Here is a 20,667-nt window from a genome sequence, read left to right as displayed (position 1 = left end):
GACCGCAGTGAGGGTTCCACCTCACGCTGAAATTGGTAATCTTGAAAAATCGATCAATATATCTCGCGATTACTTTGGTAAATAGGCGGTTAATCTCGGGTCCTGTCTGAAATCTTATGCCTTCGAGCGGCGGGGCCCACCACCAGGTCTGCTCAGCCGCGTCTGCCTGGCCGCGTCACTCCCGTGACGGCCGTTGGGCCGGCCGCGGGTCAATGCGCCGGTGAGCGGACGTTATGCGCGGTCCGGGTGAGCGGCAGAAGGCAGCCGATTGCGGAACCTTGCAGGGCCGCGTTCACCGTGTCGGCAAGCCGGAGACCTGCAACCGGAACGGACAGGAAGCGGACCTGCTGCTCAGCTCGTCAGGGGCCTCATCCAGGCCCATGCGATGACACAGGAAACGCGCGCGACGGCGGCGCGGTCGTTGCACGACAAGCGGTCACAACGGCTCGCGACGCGCCGCCAGTTCTTGAGGCGGCCAAACACAGGCGCACGATCCGATTGCGCCGCCGGCCTGCGGCTCGGCTGTGTGCTTGCAGAGAACCGTTCGGGTGGCCGTGGACGGCAGGGTGGTCAACCCGGTGGTTCTTCCGGCAATTCCTCAGGCGCTCGGGCGACACCAAGGCCCGCAACAGGGGCAGTGCCATGTGATGTCGGCCCCATTGTGGGTGTCAGGGCGAACGCAACCGGTCGGCCACGACCATCGGCCAAGCAATGAATGTTGCTCGTGACGCCGCGCGAGCGCCCGATGGCTCGGCTCCAAGCCCTCTTTTCCGCCTGCGGCCGAACGGTGGGCTTTCACGGGGAGCGCGTCGAGCATCGACGCGTCCGGGACGGGGCCTGCAACTGCGATCCTGGCAAACAGAGGCTGCCACGCCGCGCTGAGACCACCTGTTGGAGTGGCTGTCGATCGTCGTGTGTGGGCCGTCGGCGGAGGGCGTGACCTGGCAGCGGCAGCCGACCTTCGGCACATGCAGGATGCCGGTGATCACCGGCCTATCATCGACCGGCGGTTTGCCCGGCTGCCCGTGCGGCTCGCGCCGCGCCCGAGGCTCCATCCGAGAGCCAGAACAGCCGTGCCATCGCAAACCTGCTGCGCGGGAAACGACAAACACGGGAAGAAGACGCGAGCCGCGGCAAGGAGGTGTCCGCGTCCCTGCCGGGGCTCAGACCCTGATCGGATCGCACGTGCGCCGTCGCCGAACATCGCCCGCGACGACGATCCGTGCAGATCGTCCTGCCGCGCGCCGCTCAGGCCCGCGCACCCGAGACCAGGCGCCTCCGCGCATCCCGGGTCAGGCGGATCGCCGCCCCCGTGGCCGCTTTGGCGCGATCGCTCAGGACGGAGCAGCCGGGCCCGCGTGGCGTGACGCCGAGGCGCCGGAGATAGTGATTGGCCCGGTAGATGTCGGCGCGGTACCAGGCCGGGAATTCAAAATTGAGGCTCAGCGAGATCGAGATATTGTCGTGGTTCTTGACCCAGTGGGCACCGTGGGTCGGGATATGAACCGCATCGCCGGGATCGAGCTGAAAATGTTTTGCCTCGATATCGACCCTCGGCTTGTAGTGGCCTGCCGCGATGTCGCCCGCATAATAAACCTCAAGCTCCTCCTCGGTCGTGACGGTACGATCATTCGGATCGCAGACCCACAGATCCTTGGATCCGGCGATCTGCACCAGGAAATTGACCTCGGCGTCAAAATGGAACGGCGTGACCCGATTGGGCGAGGTGATAAAGACCAGCATCTCGGGCTTGCGGAGCAGGTGAGCCCCTGAAGGTCCTGCCACGTCCCGTACGAAGGCGGCCCAGTCCGCGAGGACCGCAGCGTAGGCCGGGTTCAACTCGACATGCTTCATGACGATCCAGGCGCCAGCGCTCTCGATCCGCTCGATGACGTCGGTCACCGGTCGGTCCGGCACGGGGATCTTTCCCCATTTGTCGTCGATGCTGACGTCGCCCGCGTCGAAGTAGAGATCACCCTTGCGCTTACTCACCTCACGCGCGAGGCGCATCAAGGCGTCGATCGTGAAGAGCGGATGTGCGGCCAACGGGTGGGTTGCCCGGAACGGCTCACGGTGAAGGGCCCGCCGACAGACCTCGACAGGCTCGCGCGTCGCCCAGTGAACGGTAGCGGCCTCTCCCTTTTGCACCGTCGTCATCGGTATTCTCCTTCTCACGAGCTGATATTGTTGTACAAGTGTGTGCCGAAGCAATGATATTTATCAAACTTGGGAATAGGACAGAAAATGCGGATTTAGTTGTCAGATTACGCACAGACATCCCGCGCGATGATTGATTCGACGCAGGACGTTGATACGGTATCGTCTTAATGTTTGTTCCAGTTTAAATGAATGGTGTCACCTGGATCGCGAGAAATGGTGCGCCTCGGTATTTACCCGCGGCCTGTAATGGTCCGCCGGGATGTCGCAGGCATGATAAACCTCAAGCTCTGCCTCGGTCGTGACCGTGCGGTCGTTCGCATCGCAGACCCACAGGTTCTTGGAGCTGGCGATCTGGACAAGGAAATTGACCTCGGCGTCAAAATGGAGCGGCGTGATCCGATCTGGCGACGTGATGAAGATCAGGATCTCGGGATTGCGGAGCCGCTGAGCCCCTGAATGTCCCATCTCTCTCGTACGAAGGCGGCCCGGTTATTGCCGAATTGCAAATCGGCAGATGCGTTCGTCTAAGTAGTTCTTTTCTCACCAGTGTTGATTGCGACGTTGTCACTCTTCGACCAAAGCTCACCAAACATTTTGATCCTGTGTCCTGGAACTGCATAAGGGATATTGAAATCTCTGTATGGCAAGCGCCATCTGGCAACAAGATCGTACCCGGCGTTTCTCAATTGCTCATCATGCTTGTCGCGGTCGAATATGTAGTAAGGAACCTTAACTCTCTCAAAATTTTCTAACGTTACAAAGGCGCCGCTTCTACAGTACGGCATCTTATTTAGGATTATATTGGCGGGCTTGCATGAGAATTTACTTAGAACATCGATGATTGTAAAAGGGCAATACTGCAAGGACCCCGAACAGAGTAGGATGTCGGCTCGCGTTTCCGGTGTTATCTCTTCCGAAAATGACAGATGCGGTGCGCTATTTTTCGTAAAGATTCGCCTTCCTTTGGAGACCATGGGCGCCAAGTCCACCACATGCCAGCTAAACTCTTTGGGAAGGTCGAGAAGTTCGCGATAAGCGACATATTTGGCGCCAACATGGCCGCCAAAATCCACAAGTGAGAGCAATTTTTGCTCTACAATGAGATTTTTTAGATAAAAAATTACCGGCCAATCGAATAGATGGATTGTCTTGAATCGATCTGAATTAAAATCAACAAGGTTTTCGTCGCTGTAATCCGATATCAAAGCAGATTCAATGCCCTCTTTTGCCTCGTCAATGGTATCATATACTCCCCAGAATGATCCCGCTTCTTCATGCATGAAGCGCCGCCTATACCGCGCGCGCCTAGCATGGAACAAGATTGGAAAATCCTTTATGCGATCTAATGACAACATGAGCGCCCCTTTTTCGAAGATCGACCGTCATTTATCAGCGTACGTTTGCCTAATCTTCGGCCCATCGATCTCGCGTGGAGCATCGCTCCAGCGACCCCCGCTTTTCAGCACGTGGACGATGCCGCTGGGGATCCGCCGGTCATCGATGCGTGCTTTGCCGCGCGTTTCAGACGGCAGATGCGGTGCGATCTTCGCAAGTTGCTTGTCCATCAGCCAGAAATGCTTCATCGGCCGATTCGGTAGGTGCCGTGAATGACATCCGAGCAGATCGCGCTACACATTTGCAAGCAACGGCATCGCAAGTGTCGGCTTGAAGTGGCGTTCGCTTCGGTTTTTGCATTGCACAAATAAACCAGCGATCTGACCATCTAAATCGGCCTGCCACAGGGTAGAACCTCGCCGGTGATTTGGAATTCAAGCCGCATTTATTCGGGTCTCGCAGTTATCATTCGAAGCGACGGCCTGAGATTGATTAAAGTCAACGGAGAATCGAATTATAACGTTAGGAAGGTCGCCCGTTGGGCTTTGGCCTCACATTATAGTCCATCATCTCAAGGCCAAGAGCATGCAGTCTTCGATGGCCGCTGAAGGTGCGCTGCGCATCGCCGAGGCTTCTCAGGACGGATTTACGGCAGGACCCGGATCGGCGGCATGTGTGCTGCCTGAGCGGCTTCTCACGGCGCCGGATCTGCGGGGTTCCTCCTCCGCTGCGGTGCTGGCGTCGCTCTGCGCCGCGGCGAGCGCCGTCTTCCATCGCTACACCGGGGCATCGCAGGTGCGTCTCCGCATCTGCGGGAGCGACACGGAGCAAGGCGTCGAGCTGGAGACGGACATCTCGGACGATCCGACCTGGATCGCTGTCCGCGACGCGGTTCAGGCGCGCATCGAGGCTGCAGGACCTGTCTCGCGTGCTCGGCAAGGCATCCTGATCGAGCTGGCGGGCGATGGGTGGACGGCGGACAGCCTGAATCTCCGCGTGGAACGGGGAACGGCGGAGTACCGGGTCACGGCGTCCGGGGCGGCCGGAATTCTCGATGCGGAAGGTCTTGCCGGCTGGCTCGCTGCGCTGCGGTGGCTTCTGGAGGCCGCTTGCGCCGCGCCCGGCACGCCAGTCGCTCGCTTGCCTCTCTTGAGCCCCGAAGATCGCGACGCGCGGATCGCCAGCGGCATGGGCGCACGACGGCCGTATCCGCGCGACGCGACGGTTCCGGACCTGTTCGCGGCCCAGGTCCGGCTTCGTCCGGACGCGGTGGCGATCCGGGAGGGCACGCGCACGTGGACGTACCGTGAGCTCGATGCCGAGGCCGACGCCCTGGCACGGTGCCTGATCGGCCTGGGCGCGAAACCGGGCGCGCGCATTGGCCTGCTCCTGGACCGGTCCGGGTCCGCCATCGTGGCCCATCTCGCCGCGCTCAAGGCCGGTGCCGCTTACGTCCCCCTTGACCCGGCTCACCCTGACGAACTCCTCGCGCTGCAGATCGCCGACAGCGACCCAGCCGTCGTCGTCTCGAGGCGCGGTCTCGCCGCGGGGCGGGCGCACGGGGGTTTATGGACCTGCCCGACGCTCTGGCTCGACGATCCCGCCCCCCTCCCCGCGTCGCGCGAGGCGCTGCCGGGACCGGGTGCTGCGGAGGATCTTGCCTACGTCATGTATACCTCGGGCACGACCGGACGGCCGAAGGGCGTGATGGTCCCGCATCGCGGTATCGCGCGGCTCGTGATCAACACCGATTTCGCGGCGCTTGGTCCGGACGAGATCGTCCTTCAGCTCGCCCCGCTGGCCTTCGATGCGGCCACCCTCGAGATCTGGGGGCCCTTGCTCAACGGTGGCCAGCTCGTCGTCATGCCGGCGGGCCCGACCACCGTCGACGCCATCGCCCGCGCCGTCGGGGACCACGGCGTCACCACGCTCTGGCTCACGGCCGGACTCTTCCACCTGATGGCCGATGGCCCGCTCGGAGACCTCGCCTCCCTGCGTCAGCTGCTCGCCGGCGGGGACGTCCTGTCGCCGCGCCACGTCAGACAGACCCTCGACGCACTTCCGCATTGTCGACTGATCAACGGCTACGGACCGACGGAGAACACGACCTTCACCTGTTGCTACACGGTACCGCGCGGGTTCCCGCCGGCCGAGACGGTCCCGATCGGCAGGCCGATCGCGAATACCTGCGCCCACATCCTCGACCGCCGGCTCGAGCCGCTGCCGCGCGGCGCCGTCGGCCAACTCTGCGCCGGCGGAGACGGCTTGGCACGCGGCTATCTCGGCCGGCCGGATCTCACGGCCGAGCGCTTCGTGAGCGATCCGTTCTCCCGCGAACCCGGGGCGCGGCTCTACCTGACGGGCGATCTGGTCCGCGAGCGTCCCGACGGAACGCTCGCGTTCCTGGGGCGCGTCGACGGCCAGGTGAAGATCAACGGCCACAGAATCGAGCTTGAGGGCCTGGACGCCGCCCTGCGCCGCCTGCCGGGCGTCCGGGACGCCGCCGCGGTCGTCCAGGCCGACACGGGCGGCGGCAAGAGCCTCGTCGCCTATGTGGTGCTCGAGTCGCCGGAAACCGCGCCCGAGCGCCTGCGCACAGCGCTCGCGCAGCGTGTGCCGGCCGCGATGATCCCGAGTGCTGTCATCGCGTTGCCGACGCTGCCGCTCGGACCGAATGGCAAGGTCGACCGCCGCGCGCTCCAGCAGCCGGCGCGGACCCGCCCCAACCTCGGACGCCCCTATGTTCCGCCGCGGGGGCCGGACGAGGAACGCGTCGCCCGAGAGTGGCGCCGCGTGCTCGGGATTGACGCCGTCGGTGTCGAGGACAACTTCTTCGATCTCGGCGGCACGTCCCTTCAGCTGATGGCGATCCACCAAGCGCTTCGCGGGGTTCTGGCGCCGGATCTCACCATCATCGACCTGTTCGCGAGACCGACCATCCGGTCGCTCGTCGCCTCCCCCCGCGCCCCCGATTCCGAGGACGGCCCGAATGCGCGGGCGCGCGCGTCTCGGCAGAGCGACGCCCTCCGTCGTTTCCGGCAACATGCGAGGTCATGACGATGGACGATTCAGGCATGCTGCTCGAGGGCATTGCCGTCATCGGCATGTCCGGCCGGTTTCCAGGTGCGCGGACTGTCGACCAGCTCTGGTCGAACCTGACAACCGGCGTCGACTCGATCACCCGGTTCGGCGAGGCGGACCTTGAGGATAGCTTCCCGCCCGAAACCCGCGCCCAGCCGAATTTCGTCCGGGCCCGTGCCATCATCGACGATGTCGATCAGTTCGACGCGGGCTTCTTCGGGATGTACCCGCGGGAGGCCCAGCTCACCGATCCGCAGCACCGTGTCTTCCTCGAATGCGCCTGGGAAGCCCTGGAGGACGGCGGCTACGACCCGGCCGCCTGTTCCGGCTCCATCGGCGTCTTCGCCGGGTGCAGCGTCCCGACCTACTTTCTCAACAACGTCTGCACCGCGCGAAGCGTCATCGACGACTTCACCAATCAATACCAAGTCGGCGGCTATCCGACGCTCGTCGGCGCCGCGCAAGATTTCCTCGCGACCAAGACGTCCTACAAGCTTGATCTGCGCGGTCCGAGCATCACGTCGCTGTCGGCGTGCTCGACCTCGCTCCTGTGCGTCACGCAGGCGTGCCAGAGCCTGCTGCTCTACCAGGCCGACATGGCGCTGGCCGGCGGCGTCTCGATCAGCCTGCCGCAGAAGCGCGGCTACCTGCATCAGGACGGCGGGATGGTGTCGGCCGACGGCACCTGCCGGCCCTTCGATGCCGAAGCGACCGGCACGGTGTTCGGCAGCGGCGCGGCCGTGGTCCTGCTCAAGCGGCTGGACGACGCCGTTCGGGACGGGGACTCGATCTACGCGGTGATCCGCGGCTTCGGCGTCAACAATGACGGCGCCACCAAGGTCGGGTACACGGCGCCGAGCGTCGACGGCCAGGCGGCCTGCATCATGGCCGCCCACGCCATGGCCGGCGTCGACGCGAACACCATCGGCTACGTCGAGTGCCACGGCACCGCCACACCGCTCGGCGATCCGATCGAGCTGGCGGGTCTGGAGAAGGCCTTCCGCGCCTCGACCGGCGACCGGCAGTTCTGCGCCCTCGGCTCCGTCAAGGCCAATATCGGGCACCTCGACGTCGCGGCGGGAACCGCCGGGCTGATCAAGACCTGCCTGGCCCTCAAACACCGGCGCCTGCCGCCGATGGCGCATTTCCGGACGCCGAATCCGCGGTTCGACTTCGCGGCGAGTCCCTTCTTCGTGAACACCGCCCTCGGCGAATGGCCGGCGCGGGACGGCGTCCGTCGGGCCGGGGTCAGCGCGTTCGGCGTCGGGGGCACCAACGTCCATCTGGTGCTCGAGGAGGCGCCCGCTCAAGAGGTGGTCGAGGACGCGGCCGGTCCGCAGGTGTTGCTGGTCTCGGCACGCAGCGCCGAAGCGCTCGCCGAGGCGCGGGGCCGTCTGGCCGATCGGCTCACGGCACCCGATGCGCCGACGCTCGCCGACACCGCTTTCACGCTTCAGGTGGGGCGCCGCGCCTTCCCCTACCGCACCGCCATCGTCGCCGACGACCGCGCGACGGCGATCCGCGCGCTGCGGGAGGCGCCGTCGCCCGGCGCGGCGTCGCCCGCCGACCCGCCCGACATCGCCTTCATGTTCCCCGGCCAGGGCTCGCAGCATCCCGGCATGGCGCGGGGTCTCTACGAGGGCGTGGCGAGCGTCCGCGCCGACATCGATCGCTGCGCCGCGTTCCTCGAACGCCACGAGGGCATCGATCTCCGCCGCGTCCTCTACGACATGCCGCCGGACGCGGCCGCGGAGGCCCTGCGCTCGACCGCGATGGCGCAGCCCGCGCTCTTCAGCGTCTCCTACGCCCTCGCCCGGCTCTGGCAGACCCTCGGGCTCGCGCCGCGCGCCACGATCGGCCACAGCGTCGGCGAGTTCGTCAGCGCCCACCTCGCCGGCGTGCTGACCCTGGAGGACGCCCTGCGCGTCGTCGCGGCCCGCGGACGGCTGATGAACGACCTGCCTGGCGGTGCGATGCTCGCCGTCCGGCTGCCCGAGGCGGACCTGGCGCCGCGCCTGCCCGACGGGGTCGCCGTCGCGGCGGTCAACGGGCCGGCCCTGTCGGTGGCGTCCGGCCCATACGAGGGGATCGCCGCGCTCGAAGCGGCCCTGGCCGCCGACGGCGTGATGGCGCGCCGCCTGCACACCTCGCACGCCTTCCATTCGCCGATGATGGAGCCGATAGTCGATCGGCTGCACGATCTCCTCCGGACGGTCGAGCTGCGGCCGCCCTGCGCGCCGTACATCTCCTGCGTCACCGGCACCTGGATCAGCGCAGAGCTGGCGACGTCGGCCGAATACTGGGCGCGGCACGCGCGCGAGACCGTGCGCTTCCACGAAGGCGTCCTGACCCTGGTCGGCGAGACGCCCGCGATCCTGATCGAGGCCGGTGCCGGACAGGCGCTCACGACGCTCGCCATGCAGGCCTGCGTGCGGCGCCCGGACGTGACCGTCGTACCGTCCCTGATGGCGGCCGGGGGCGACGGTGACGACCGCGCGGCGTTCCTGGGCGCGCTCGGACGGGCCTGGGTCGCCGGCGCCAAGCCGGACTGGCGGAGGCTCCACGGGGACGGGCCGCGGCGGGTCTCGCTGCCGACCTATCCGTTCGAGCGCCAGAGCCACTGGATCGAGGCCAGACCCTGGTCCGGCGCCGCGATGGCCGGGACCCCGCTGACCGGGCCGGCTGCGCCGCCGGCCGCGGAAACGAAGCTGATGCCGGTGTCGACCGAGAGGGAGGAGGAGCGGATGCAGGACGGGCGTGAAGCGAAGGTCCGAGAGGCGGTCGCCGCGATCTTCACCGACTTGTCGGGTGAGGATATCGCGCAGGCCCCGAGAAAGAGCTTCCTCGAACTCGGGTTCGACTCGCTGTTTCTCACCCAGGCGGCCAGCAAGATCCAGGCGCGCTTCGGCCTGAAGGTGGCGTTCCGCCAGCTGCTCGGCGACCTCTCGACCCTCGACGCGCTGACGCAGCACGTTCTCGCCGCGCTGCCGCCGACCGCCTTCCGGGACGCGGCGCCTGCAGTCCCGCAGCCGGGCCCCGCGGAAGTCCCGACGCCCGCGGCGCCCACGGCGCCCACGGCGCCCGCCGCGACGGCGGGCGCCGTGGGCGCCGCGTCGCCGGTCGGCACGCCGGGTCTCGAAGGGCTGATGCGCGAACAGCTGCGTGTCATGAGCGAACTCGTCGCGCAGCAGCTCAAGGTGCTCAACGGCGCACAGGCCTCCCCGCCCGTGCACGCCCGCGTCCCGGCCGTCCCGGCAATCCCGGACGCGCCCGCGAAGGCCGGCAGCCCGCCCCGGGCCGACAAGCCCGCCGAGGCGCCGAACCGGTTCGAGATCTTCAAAGGCGGCGGTCAGGCGCGCGGCGATCTCGAGCTGACGCCCGCGCAGCAGCGTCACATCGCCGATCTGGTGGCGCGCTACACCCGCAAGACCGCCGGCTCGAAAGCCTTCACCGAACGGCATCGCAAGGTGCTGGCCGATCCCCGCGCCGTGTCGGGGTTCCGCGCCGAGTGGAAGGAGATGATCTACCCGATCGTCACCGACCGCTCGGGCGGCTCGCGCCTGTGGGATATCGACGGCAACACGTATATCGACTTCCTCAACGGCTTCGGCCCGACCTTCCTCGGGCACAGGTCCGATCTCGTCGTCGAGGCGGTGCGCGCGCAGCTCGACAAGGGCTTCGAGATCGGGCCCCAGACCGCGCTCGCCGGCGAAGTCGCCGACCTCGTCTGCGAGCTGACCGGCAACGAGCGGGCGACCTTCTGCAACACGGGTTCGGAAGCCGTGATGGCGGCGATGCGGATCGCGCGCTGCGTCACCGGGCGCGACCGGATCGTGATGTTCTCCGGCTCCTACCACGGGCAGTTCGACGAGGTACTGGTCAAGCGCGGCGGCCGTTCCGGCGCGGAGCGCGCGCTGCCGGCGGCGCCCGGGATCCCGAGCCCGAATGTCGGGAGCATGATGGTCCTCGAATACGCGGATCCCGCCGCGCTCGACTGGATCCGTGCCCACGGCGATGAGATCGCCGCGGTGATCGTGGAGCCGGTGCAGAGCCGGCATCCCGGCCTCTGCCCGACCGACTTCCTGCAAGCGCTTCGCGCGCTGACCGAAGCCGCCGAGATCGCCCTCATCTTCGATGAGGTCGTCACCGGCTTCCGCATGCACCCGGGCGGGATGCAGACGGTGCTGGGCATCCGCGCCGACATGGCGACCTACGGCAAGGTGGTCGGCGGCGGCATGCCAATCGGCATCCTCGCCGGCAAGTCCCGCTTCATGGATGCGCTCGACGGCGGCGACTGGCGCTTCGGCGACGAGTCCGCCCCCGAGGTCGGCGTCACGTTCTTTGCCGGGACCTTCGTGCGACACCCGCTGGCCCTGGCCTCCGCCCGCGCGGTGCTCCGTCACCTCAAGGCGGTCGGGCCTGCCCTCCAAGAGGAGCTCGGGCGGCGCGCGCGCGGCTTCGTCGGCCGTCTCAACACCCTGCTCGAGGAGCGCGGGATCGCGAGCCGCATCGAGACGTTCGGCAGCCTCTTTTACTTCTCCTTCGCGGCCGAGGACCGGCTCGCGAGCCTGCTCTACTACCACCTGCGGCTGCGCGACATCTACATCCAGGAAGGCTTCCCGTGCTTCCTGACGACGGCCCATTCCGACGCGGATCTCGACGCGTTCGTCACGGCCTTCCGCGAGTCGCTGGACGCCCTGCGGGCGGTCGGGATCCTGGCCGGCCGGGCGGCGGCCGACACACCGGACTTCACGACGCCGGCAGAGCTCCCGGTGCCGGCCGCGGCGCGGGCCGAGATCCCCGCCTCGCTGGAGCAAGCCCCGCTCACTGAGCCTCAGCTGGAGGTCTGGCTCGCGGCCCAGCTCGGCGACGCGACCTCGTGCGCCTTCAACGAATCGGTCAGCGTCCGCCTGCGCGGTCCGCTCGACGCGGCCGCCTTCACGGAGGCCTTCGCCGAGGTGATGGCCCGGCACGACGCGCTGCGGTGCCGGTTCAGCCCGGTCGGCGACGCGCTGCTCGTCTCCGAGGTCGCCCCGTCTCTGGTGGTGTTGGACTTCTCGGGCCAGCCGCTCCAGGCCGCCAGCGAGGCCCTGCGCGGCCTCATCGAGGCCGAGGCGGCGTTGCCCTTCGACCTCGTGGCGGGATCGCCCTGCCGCGCAAGCCTCGTGCGCCTCGCGCCGGATGAGCACGTGCTCGTGCTGACGGCGCACCACATCGTCTGCGACGGCTGGTCGATCAACGTCATCGTGGAGGAGCTCGCCGCGCTCTACGCCGAGGCAATCGGCCGAGCCCCGGCGGAACTCGGCCCGGTTCTGCCGTTCAGCCGCTACGCCGCCGCGCAGGCCGAGGCGCGCGCCACGCCGGAACTCTCCGAGGCCACGCGCTACTGGTGCGAGGTCCTGCGCGACCTGCCGTCCGCCATGGAACTGCCCGGCGACCGGCCGCGCCCGCCGATCAGGACGTTCTCCGGTTCCATGACCTGCGGCCAGCTCGACGGGGCGCTGGTGAGCGCCCTCCGGTCGGTCGGAGCCGAACGGGGCTGCACGCTGTTCGCAACCCTCCTCGCGGGCTTCCAGACCCTGCTGGGCCGCCTCCTCGACGAGCGGGACGTCGTCGTCGCGGTGCCGTTCGCCGGCCAGTCCCTCGTCGAGGATCAGGTCCTCGTCGGCCACTGCGTCAATCTTCTGCCCCTTCGGGCCCGGTGGGACGCCGAGACCGCCTTCGCCACGCTGATGGTGGAGGCGCGGCGCGCGCTGCTCGAGGCCCAAGATCAGCAGAACTGCACCCTCGGCACGATCGTGCGCGCCCTCGGCCTGCCCCGGGACGTGAACCGTCTGCCCCTGACGACGGTGCAGTTCAATCTCGAGCGCGTCGCCTCCGACCTCGCCTTCGTGGATCTGGGGGTCCAGGTCGAAGCCAACCCAAAGCGCTTCGTCAATTTCGACCTGTTCTTCAATCTCGTGGAGACCAGGAACGGCATCCGCATCGAGGTGGATTACAGCCGGGACCTCTTCGACGAGGAGACGGTTCAGCGCTGGATCGGTCACTACCGGACGCTCCTCGAAGCGGCCGTGGCGAACCCGGTCGAGCGGGTCGACACCTTGCCGATCCTGTCCACGCGCGAGCGGGCGGAGTTGCTGCGGGTCGCCGCGGGTCCGGTCCGCGCCGTTCCCGGCCTGTCCGTGCCGGCCCTGGTCGCGGCCGGGGCGCGGGATCCGGATCGCCCTGCCCTCGTCTACGACGGCACCATGCGCACCCACGGTGAGATCGATCGCCGGTCGAGCCAAGTCGCCCATCACCTCAGGCGCAGGCTGGACGGGCGACCGGGCGGCCGCATCGCGGTCCTGGTCGAGCGCTCGCCCGACATGCTCATCGCGCTCCTCGCGGTGATGAAGGCGGGCTACGCCTACGTGCCGCTCGATCCGAGCCATCCCGCGTCGCGCATCGGGCACATCCTCACCGATGCCGACGTGGCCGGTCTCCTCGTGGCAGGCGGCGCCTCCGAGCTCCCGCACGACCTCGCCTGGCCCGACGGTGCCGTCTTGATCGATCTGGCGGCCGATGCGCCGACGATCGACCAAGAGGACACGGCGGCTCCGCAGGTTGACCTCGACCCGGCCCAGCCGGCCTACGTGATCTACACGTCCGGCTCGACCGGTCAGCCCAAGGGCGTCGAGATCTCCCACGGATCGGTGGTCAATTTCCTGATCTCGATGCTGCGCGAGCCCGGCCTCGGTGCGGATGACGCTCTGCTTGCGGTGACTACGGTGTCCTTCGACATTGCGGTGCTCGAGCTGTTCGCGCCGCTCTGCGCCGGCGGTCGGGTGATCCTCGCCACGAGCCGGACCTTGTCCGACACCTTCGCGCTGCTGGACCTCGTGCGCGCGAGCGGCGCCACCGTGATGCAGGCGACGCCGAGCCGCTGGCAGATGCTTGTGGAGGCGGGCTTCCAGTCCAGGCCCGGCTTCCGGATGCTCTGCGGCGGCGAGCCGCTGACCCGGAACCTGGCCGGCGCCCTGCTGGCGGGTGGCGGCGAACTCTGGAACCTGTACGGGCCGACCGAGACCACCGTCTGGTCCTCGGTGGGCCGGGTGGAGGCCGGCGAGGCGCCGATCACGATCGGTGGCCCGCTCGACAACACGCAGCTCCACGTTCTGGACGGCGCCGGCGCGTTGCTGCCGGTGGGGGTCCGGGGCCAGCTCCATATCGGGGGGGCCGGGCTCGCGCGCGGCTACCTCCATCGCGAGGATCTGACCGCCGAGAAGTTCATCGCCGATCCGTTCTCCACGGCGGCCGGTGCGCGGCTCTACCGGACAGGTGACCTCGCCTGCCGGAAAGCCGACGGCAGCATCCGGCTCCTCGGTCGCGCGGACCATCAGGTGAAGCTGCGCGGCTTCCGGATCGAGCCCGAGGAGATCGAGGCGGTCCTGGCGCGGCATGCGGGACTGGGCGCCTGTGCCGTGGCGCTGCGCGAAGACGTCACGGGCGAGCAGCGGCTTGTCTGCTACTTCGCCGAGGCGAACGGGCCCGTCACGACCGCGGCGTTGCGCGAGGCCCTCGGCCGGCACCTGCCCGATTACATGATCCCGAGCCTGTTCGTGCCGCTGGCGGCGCTCCCGCTCTCGCCGGCCGGCAAGGTCGACCGCAAACGCCTCCCCGGGCTCGACGCGGTGCCCGCGGTGGACGCGGCGCCCCTCTCCACGGGCGGGCGGGCGCCCGGCACGCCCACCGAGCGGACGCTGACCGCGATCGTGACTGAGGTCCTCGGCATCGAGGCCATCGGGATCGACGACGACATGTTCGCCTTCGGCCTCGATTCGCTTCAGGTCTTCCGGATCGTGGCGCGCGCACATCAGGCGGGCATTCGGACCACCGCGAAGGACCTGTTCCTCCATCGCTGCGTGTCGGCCATCGCCGCCGAGAGCGACGTGGCGCCGGTTCAGGTGCGCAGCAGGCCGACGCTCGTCGGCGTCGCCCGCGCGGCGCGGCGCGCGGGGGCGAACGGCGGTCACCTGCGGTCCGAGGAACTCCTGTGAGCATCGGCTGGCCCAGGCGCTATCGCTGGCGCCGGTCGTTGCTGCTGGCGACCTTGGCGCTGCTCTTGGAGGGCACGCTGATCGGGCGCGTCACCGGTGCGGGGGCTGAACCGGATCTTGCCGCGCACGTCGTGCGTGCGCGGCTCCCGAACGAGCAGCCCGGTCCGGCTCGCAGGATCGGGATCCATGTCTGGCTGCCGTCCGGCCCGGTGACGGGCCCCTTGCCGCCGCTCGTCTATGCCCACGGTTGGGGCGGCCGCGCGCGCGAGAACGCGGATCTCCTCCGCAGCCTCGCCGATCAGGGCTTCGTCGTGATCGGCATCGACTTCCCCGCCCCGGGTTTCGCCGGCCTGGATTTCCGCTCGGAACTGGCCGGCCAGCGCACCCGCCTGCTCGCGGAGGTCGAGGTCCGCCTGCAAGCCGGCGACATCCAGGCTGCCCTGGACTGGCTAGCCGATACCGGACGCGCGCTGCTGCCCGGCGACCGCGTGGATCGCCTGGACCCGCATCTCGCGGGCGTGATCGGCTATTCCTTCGGCGGCGCCGCGGCGGCGGAGGCGGCCAGCGCGGACCGGCGGATCCGCGCGGTTCTGAACCTCGATGGCTGGCTGTTCGGGAATCCGGCCGCCCCGGTCTTCTCCGCCCCCTACATGGTCATCACCGATTCCCTGGATCCGCCGTCGGCCAAGGCGCTCGCCGGGGGCGATCCGGGCCGTCGTACCCACGCGATCCAGGACGCGCAGGACAGCGACCGGCAGCTTCGGCAGCTGCGATCGGGCGGGTTCGCGATCGAGATCCCGCACGCCACCCACGAGAGCTTCTCGGGCGCGGGGGGCGATCCCGAGATCCGGAGCGTGATCTCGGCCTACGCGGCAGCCTTCTTCGCCCGGTCCCTGCGCGGCAGCGCCGCCGAAATCTCGGAGGCGACGCACCCCTCGCCCCGAATCCGTTTCCGCGCATGGCCGCATTCCGCGGAGGGCGCGACGCTGTTCGCGCGTCCGCTCGCGACCTCCGCCATCATGGCTTCATCCCGCAGGATCTCGCGATGACACAGCTGCAATCGGCGCAGCGCACCTGCTGCGAATTTCCCTGCACACCGGTGCAGGAACGCTTCTTCGTGGCCGAGCTCCTCGCGCCCGGCAACGCCGGCCTCAACATCGCGCTCCGCTGGTCGCTGGTCGGGCCCGTGAGCGGAACCATCGTGGGTCTCGCGCTCCGGCAACTCGTGGCCCGGCACGAGATCCTGCGCACAGCCTTCGTGGAAGGCGAGAACGGCCCCGTCCAGCGCGTCTATCCCACGGCGGACCTGCACGTGCCCGAACTCGACCTGCGGCTTCTGGGGACGGTGGAGCGGGAATTCGACCGGATCTCCGCGGAGGAAGCCCGGCGGCCCTTCGACCTGTCGCGTGCGCCCCTGATGCGCGCGCAGCTGCTCCGGTTCTCCGAGCAGGAAAGCTTCCTCCTGATCACGGCCCACCACATCGTCGCCGACGGCTGGTCGATGGGGATTCTCGCCCGGGAATTCGCCACCCTGTGCGACGGCCTCATCGGCGGGACGCCGGCAGCGCTGCCCGAGCTTCCGGTTCAGTACTCGGATTATGCCCTGTGGCAGCAGGCCCTCTCCGATTTCGGCGAGGGGGCGGCCGCGGACGCTTACTGGCGCGCACGCCTGGCGGGCTTCCGCCGCTTCGAGATCGCCACCGACTTCCCGCGCCCGCCGGCCCTGACGCGCGACAGCGCCATCACGTCGATCCTGATGCGCCCCGCCCTGACCGCCGCGGCAGACCGCGTGGCGCGGGCCAGCGGCGCGACGTGGTTCACCACGATGCTGACGGGGCTGCTGCTCGTGCTGCGCGCCCGCGCGGGCAGCGACGACGTGATCGTCGGCACCCAGGTCGCAGGCCGTTACGAGGTCGAGCTCGAGAACGTCGTCGGACCCTTCATCAACACGCTGGCGCTGCGGACCGACTTCGCCGGCGTGCAGAACTTCGCGGAGGCGCTGGCGCGCGTCGCCGACACCCTGCAGGGCGCCCTCGAGAACGGCACCACGGCGCTCGAGACGATCATCGAGATCGTCAAGCCGGAACGGGACCCGAGCCGGCATCCGCTGTTCTCGATCAACGTCATACAGCAGCGGGCCTTCGACGAGGTCCGGTGCGAGAACCTCCTGCTGCGCGGCGTGCCCTCGCAGTCGGCCGGGGCCCTGTTCGACCTGAACTTCTTCTTCGTCGAGCGGACGGAGGGTTGGCGCTTCTCCTGCGAGTACAACACCGTCCTCTACCGGCCGGAGACCGTGGTCGCGATGCTGGAGGACACGCTGTCGCTCCTGACCGGGGCGCTCGACGACCCCCGGCGGCCGATCCCACAGCTTGCCGCGCGGGCCGCCGCGGAGGCCGTGGCGGCACCGTCTTCCGTCGCACGCCCAGTCGACCAGGCTGACGACGTCGTTCGGCGCCTGCTCCCCTTGTGGCGGGCGACCCTCGGCGCGGGCAGCGACGAGGCGGGCTTCCTCGACGCCGGAGGCCATTCCCTGAGCGCGTTCCGGCTCATCGCCCGCATCCAGCAGACCTTCGAGGTGCGGCTCGAGATCGATCGGTTTCTCGGCAACCCGACCGTGCGTGCGCTCGCCGACGTGATCCGGAAAGCCACGGCCCCGCGCGACGCGCTCGCCTCCGTGGTCGCCCTGCAGCCGCACGGCGCCGCGACCCCAATCATCGCCTTCGACAATCCCTTCCTGTTCCAGGACCTGGCGAAGCGGATCGGCGCCGACCGGCCCTTCCTCTGCGTCATGCCAGCCGCCCATATCAACGGCGATCCCGCGCTCTCGTTTGCCGCGGTGGCGGCCCATTACGTCGAGGGCATCCGCCGGGCCCAGCCCCAGGGTCCCTACATCCTTCTCGGCCACTGCTTCGGCAGTCATCTCGCCTACGAGGCGGCCCAGCAACTGGTCCGGGACGGCGCGGACGTCGCCTGCGTCATCGCGGTCGACGGCTGGGCGCCGGGCCACCTCGCCCGCCGCACCCGGCGCGAGGCCTTCCTGATCAACATGTCCTACCGCCTGATCCGCTGGCAAATGGCGCTCGCCAAGCTCCTGCGCGGGCAGCTGCCCCTGACACGGCTCCTCGAGAAGCTCCGGCTTCGGCTCGGCCGGCCCACCCCGTCGGCGGTCCCGGACGCGGAACTCGAGCGTGTCCTCTGGCTGAAGGACCGGCTGTCTCAGCACCGGATCGCACCCTACAGCGGGACCATCCTCGTGGTGCGCGCCCTCGGAGAGCCCACGGGACTGTTCTTGGACCCGACCCTCGGATGGCGCGAGCTCGCAACGGGGCGCCTCGAGATCCGGGATGCACCTGGAAACCACTTCACCATCTTCGAGGGCGAGTCGGTCCAACACGTCGCCGCGGCGGTGCGCCAGACACTCGCCCGCCTCGAGGACGCCGGCGCCCCAGAACCTGCGACCGCGTGAGGCGCAGACGATCATGGCCGGCCGCCGCGCGGGGCCTCTGCGCCGTGTGTGGGGCATCGTCGGACAGATCTTCACCTCTGGGGATCGAACCGCTTGGTCGTTCTCGGCTGGCGCTGTTCGTCCCTGACGTCGCTTCCCCCGGGGAGCCGTGCCAAGGTCAGGCGCTCATGACACGGGCCTCGTGATGCGGCGGCGCGCAGGGTCATCGGGGCGCTCCGAGGCACCTCCGGACGGGTCGTCCACACGTCGCACTTCGTTGCCCCCGGATCGACCCTTGACGGTCCGATGGACGAGGCGCGCTCACCGCACGGCGCTTCCCGCATGTGCCTCGCGGAGGTCCGAACAATCGCGTTTTGGCCGCTGCGGCGACCCAGCGATCATGCTCTCTGATTCGGGCAGGGAAGACGGTGTGACCTGCCGTGCCGGCGCTGGGCAGGGCCGCTGCACGACGGAGTCCGTCAACAGCCTGGCTTGGAATACGCTCTCACGTGCCAAGGCGTGGCGTTCAGGAACGCGCTGGATCAATCCGATCCCGCAGCCGAACCCGACTTGATGGGCAGAGGACATTCCGTAGAAAGAAGAACCGCTTCTTTCGCAAGTTTATGTTTCGATGAAATACATATGAGATCGGAGCGTGCTTCTCGGAAAGCAGAAGGTTTCTGGAGTATATGGTGCTCATACGACTATTTTAGCTTATTAATGGAAAAAATTAAGCACATCGTGTCGATTTAGACTTAATCTAAGGTACGAAATCGGTTCAGTACAGCTTGGCTGTTGTCTGACAATTGACTTATGTCAATCGGCTTCGTCGACGAATCGACATAATCACGTTTAGGACGAAGCGATAATCCCGAAGCGGATCCGAACTCGATCTCGCGATGACGTGCTTCATGGGGCGATCGTGAATGGCGCTGCCATCACTGGCCCCCCGGCTCAGCTCAAACAATCCCGAAGCTTGATCATTCGATCTGCAGGAGAGCACATGTCGACGACATTGGCTGCGGTTCTGCCCCCATCCTCGGGCCGTCAGCGCTTCGCACCGCTCTCGGCCTTCAACACGTTGGGTTATGCCGGACCGTTCACGCTGCGTGACACGGCCCAGGTCGAGACCTTGCGCCGCTTCATCGAAGGTCATCGAGACCCCGGTATTCTCGGCCGTATCCTGTCCAAGGCACGGTTGATCGGCGATCGCCGTCTTCAACAGGTCGACGGTCACCTGGCATTTCGCCCGCTCTACGACTTCGCGGTGCAGCCCCAGCTGCTCGACGACGTCGAGTCCATCCTGGGTCCCGACATCCTCCTCTGGAAAGGCCGGATCATCGTTCGGCAGCCCGGCAGTTCGGGGCAGGATTGGCACGTGGACTTCGACAACAAGATGGTCGGTGGCGTCCACATCACCTTCGCGATCGCGCCAATGACGAGCGACAACGGGGCGCTGCAGCTGATCCCGGGGACGCATCGCTACGAGGTTTCGCTGCACGAGAGTCAGCGCAACGGCGCCTGCGACCTGCGCGACGCCGCGAGCATGCTCGCGCTCGCCGACGCGACGCATCCCGAGAACGCGCCGCACGAACTCGTCACGATGGAGCTTGAGTCGGGCGAATACTTCCTGACGAAGGGCGGCCTCTGGCACGGCGTGCCGCCGAACCACACCGTCTCGCCGCGTCCCGCCGTGCTGTCGCGCTACATGGCGCCGGACGTCGAGAGCCACATCTGGAGCCACGACGACTCGGCGCCCGTCGTCGTGAGCAAGCGGAGTCTGCCCTGCATCCTTGTGCGGGGCGAGGACAGCTTCCGGCTCAATCGCCTGCATGCGCCGCCGCTGCCGGTGGCGGGGATGGACCCGAACAATCGAAACGCGGCGCGGCGGGCTGTCTAGACCCGTCGGGATACAGCGCGGCCATCGGAGCACCAGAGCGGGCACGTCCGCAGCAGCCGGCCGTCGGTCCTTGATGGGCGCCCAAGCCAAGCATTATAAATCGCGGCTGAAAAACCAGAGGCCGTGACAACTGGCGGGATGAGTGGCATCCCGTCTCATCCGGCCGTGCATCTGCTCGGTGATTGACCGAGACTCCGGACAATGTGCGGGGTTCGGGCGATCGGATGATGGCCGCAGCACTTGTCGGTGTGCGTCCTGCACTCATTCAGGGTTGAAGAGCCGCATGCTCCAGCCCAGGTGGAGCGATCTCTCCGTTCGGCCGCATCGGTTCTACGGCGCGCAGTTCCGGCCGCCCACGCGGTTAGGCCCGCCGTCTCGGCCACCGGTTTGTTCGAGAGCGATGCCGTGTCGCCGGCAGCGTGCACAGGCTCTTGGCGCGCCGCGAACTAAGCTGCCGCCACACGGCGAGGGACGCGCCCCGTCAGCAGAGCGGCGCGGATCAGGGCCGGGAGGCATCAGCGGCATTGGGGGACACACCCCTGAGCGCGCGGACGAACGTTCTGCCGCCGCCTCGCAGTCATGGCGAGCTGCGGGTTCCGGGCGCGTCATGGCGGGCATTCAGAGCGTTTCCCGTTAAGTCTGGTGCGGGATCGCGGCGGTCACCGCGCCGTGGCGCCGATTCGCCGGATGGCTTCGAGACAGGGGCGACG

The 20,667-nt window shown here is 67.8% G+C and carries 8 protein-coding genes and 2 pseudogenes; 6 read left to right on the top strand and 4 right to left on the bottom strand.

What is annotated here, in order from left to right; translation table 11 throughout:
- Positions 1 to 351: 351 nt before the first annotated feature.
- Both ABIE45_RS18750 and ABIE45_RS18745 read right to left on the bottom strand, forming a co-directional pair.
- A pseudogene (locus tag ABIE45_RS18750) lies at positions 352 to 1,080 on the bottom strand (IS5 family transposase).
- Positions 1,081 to 1,248: 168 nt separating this feature from the next.
- On the bottom strand, positions 1,249 to 2,157 hold the full coding sequence (locus tag ABIE45_RS18745; protein WP_192709395.1) for a cupin-like domain-containing protein: 909 nt from the start codon (positions 2,155 to 2,157) through the stop codon (positions 1,249 to 1,251).
- Between the two features lie 273 nt (positions 2,158 to 2,430).
- On the opposite strand from ABIE45_RS18745, the gene ABIE45_RS18740 reads away from it, so the two are divergent.
- Positions 2,431 to 2,616, top strand: coding sequence for a hypothetical protein (locus ABIE45_RS18740; RefSeq protein WP_192709394.1), 186 nt, complete (start codon positions 2,431 to 2,433; stop codon positions 2,614 to 2,616).
- A gap of 68 nt (positions 2,617 to 2,684) precedes the next feature.
- Here ABIE45_RS18740 and ABIE45_RS18735 read toward each other — a convergent pair whose 3' ends face one another.
- Together ABIE45_RS18735 and ABIE45_RS18730 are read right to left on the bottom strand one after the other, a co-directional pair.
- Positions 2,685 to 3,440 (bottom strand): methyltransferase, TIGR04325 family, encoded by a 756-nt coding sequence (locus ABIE45_RS18735; RefSeq protein ID WP_192709393.1) that lies wholly within the window; start codon positions 3,438 to 3,440, stop codon positions 2,685 to 2,687.
- Between the two features lie 129 nt (positions 3,441 to 3,569).
- Positions 3,570 to 3,743 (bottom strand): annotated as a pseudogene (locus ABIE45_RS18730) (transposase); the annotation flags it as partial.
- Positions 3,744 to 4,170: 427 nt separating this feature from the next.
- On the opposite strand from ABIE45_RS18730, the gene ABIE45_RS18725 reads away from it, so the two are divergent.
- The 5 genes from ABIE45_RS18725 (at position 4,171) to ABIE45_RS18705 (ending at position 19,957) form a co-directional block, all read left to right on the top strand.
- On the top strand, positions 4,171 to 6,552 hold the full coding sequence (locus ABIE45_RS18725) for a non-ribosomal peptide synthetase (protein ID WP_192709392.1): 2,382 nt from the start codon (positions 4,171 to 4,173) through the stop codon (positions 6,550 to 6,552).
- A 2-nt stretch (positions 6,553 to 6,554) separates the two neighbouring features.
- Positions 6,555 to 14,612: a non-ribosomal peptide synthetase/type I polyketide synthase gene (locus ABIE45_RS18720; RefSeq protein WP_192709391.1), complete on the top strand. Its 8,058-nt coding sequence runs from the start codon at positions 6,555 to 6,557 to the stop codon at positions 14,610 to 14,612.
- Positions 14,609 to 15,661 carry an alpha/beta fold hydrolase gene (locus ABIE45_RS18715; RefSeq protein ID WP_192709390.1) on the top strand — a complete coding sequence of 351 codons (1,053 nt, stop codon included), beginning with the start codon at positions 14,609 to 14,611 and terminating at the stop codon, positions 15,659 to 15,661. The genes ABIE45_RS18720 and ABIE45_RS18715 overlap by 4 nt, the downstream gene beginning before the upstream one ends.
- Positions 15,658 to 18,078 carry a condensation domain-containing protein gene (locus ABIE45_RS18710; protein WP_192709389.1) on the top strand — a complete coding sequence of 807 codons (2,421 nt, stop codon included), beginning with the start codon at positions 15,658 to 15,660 and terminating at the stop codon, positions 18,076 to 18,078. The genes ABIE45_RS18715 and ABIE45_RS18710 overlap by 4 nt, the downstream gene beginning before the upstream one ends.
- A gap of 901 nt (positions 18,079 to 18,979) precedes the next feature.
- Positions 18,980 to 19,957: a phytanoyl-CoA dioxygenase family protein gene (locus ABIE45_RS18705; RefSeq protein ID WP_373622462.1), complete on the top strand. Its 978-nt coding sequence runs from the start codon at positions 18,980 to 18,982 to the stop codon at positions 19,955 to 19,957.
- Positions 19,958 to 20,667 lie beyond the last annotated feature (710 nt).

The sequence above is a fragment of the Methylobacterium sp. OAE515 genome, assembly GCF_041806315.1.
Lineage (GTDB): Bacteria > Pseudomonadota > Alphaproteobacteria > Rhizobiales > Beijerinckiaceae > Methylobacterium > Methylobacterium tardum.
The sequence above is the reverse complement of the archived record's forward strand: the minus strand, read 5'-3'. Positions and strand labels throughout refer to the sequence as shown.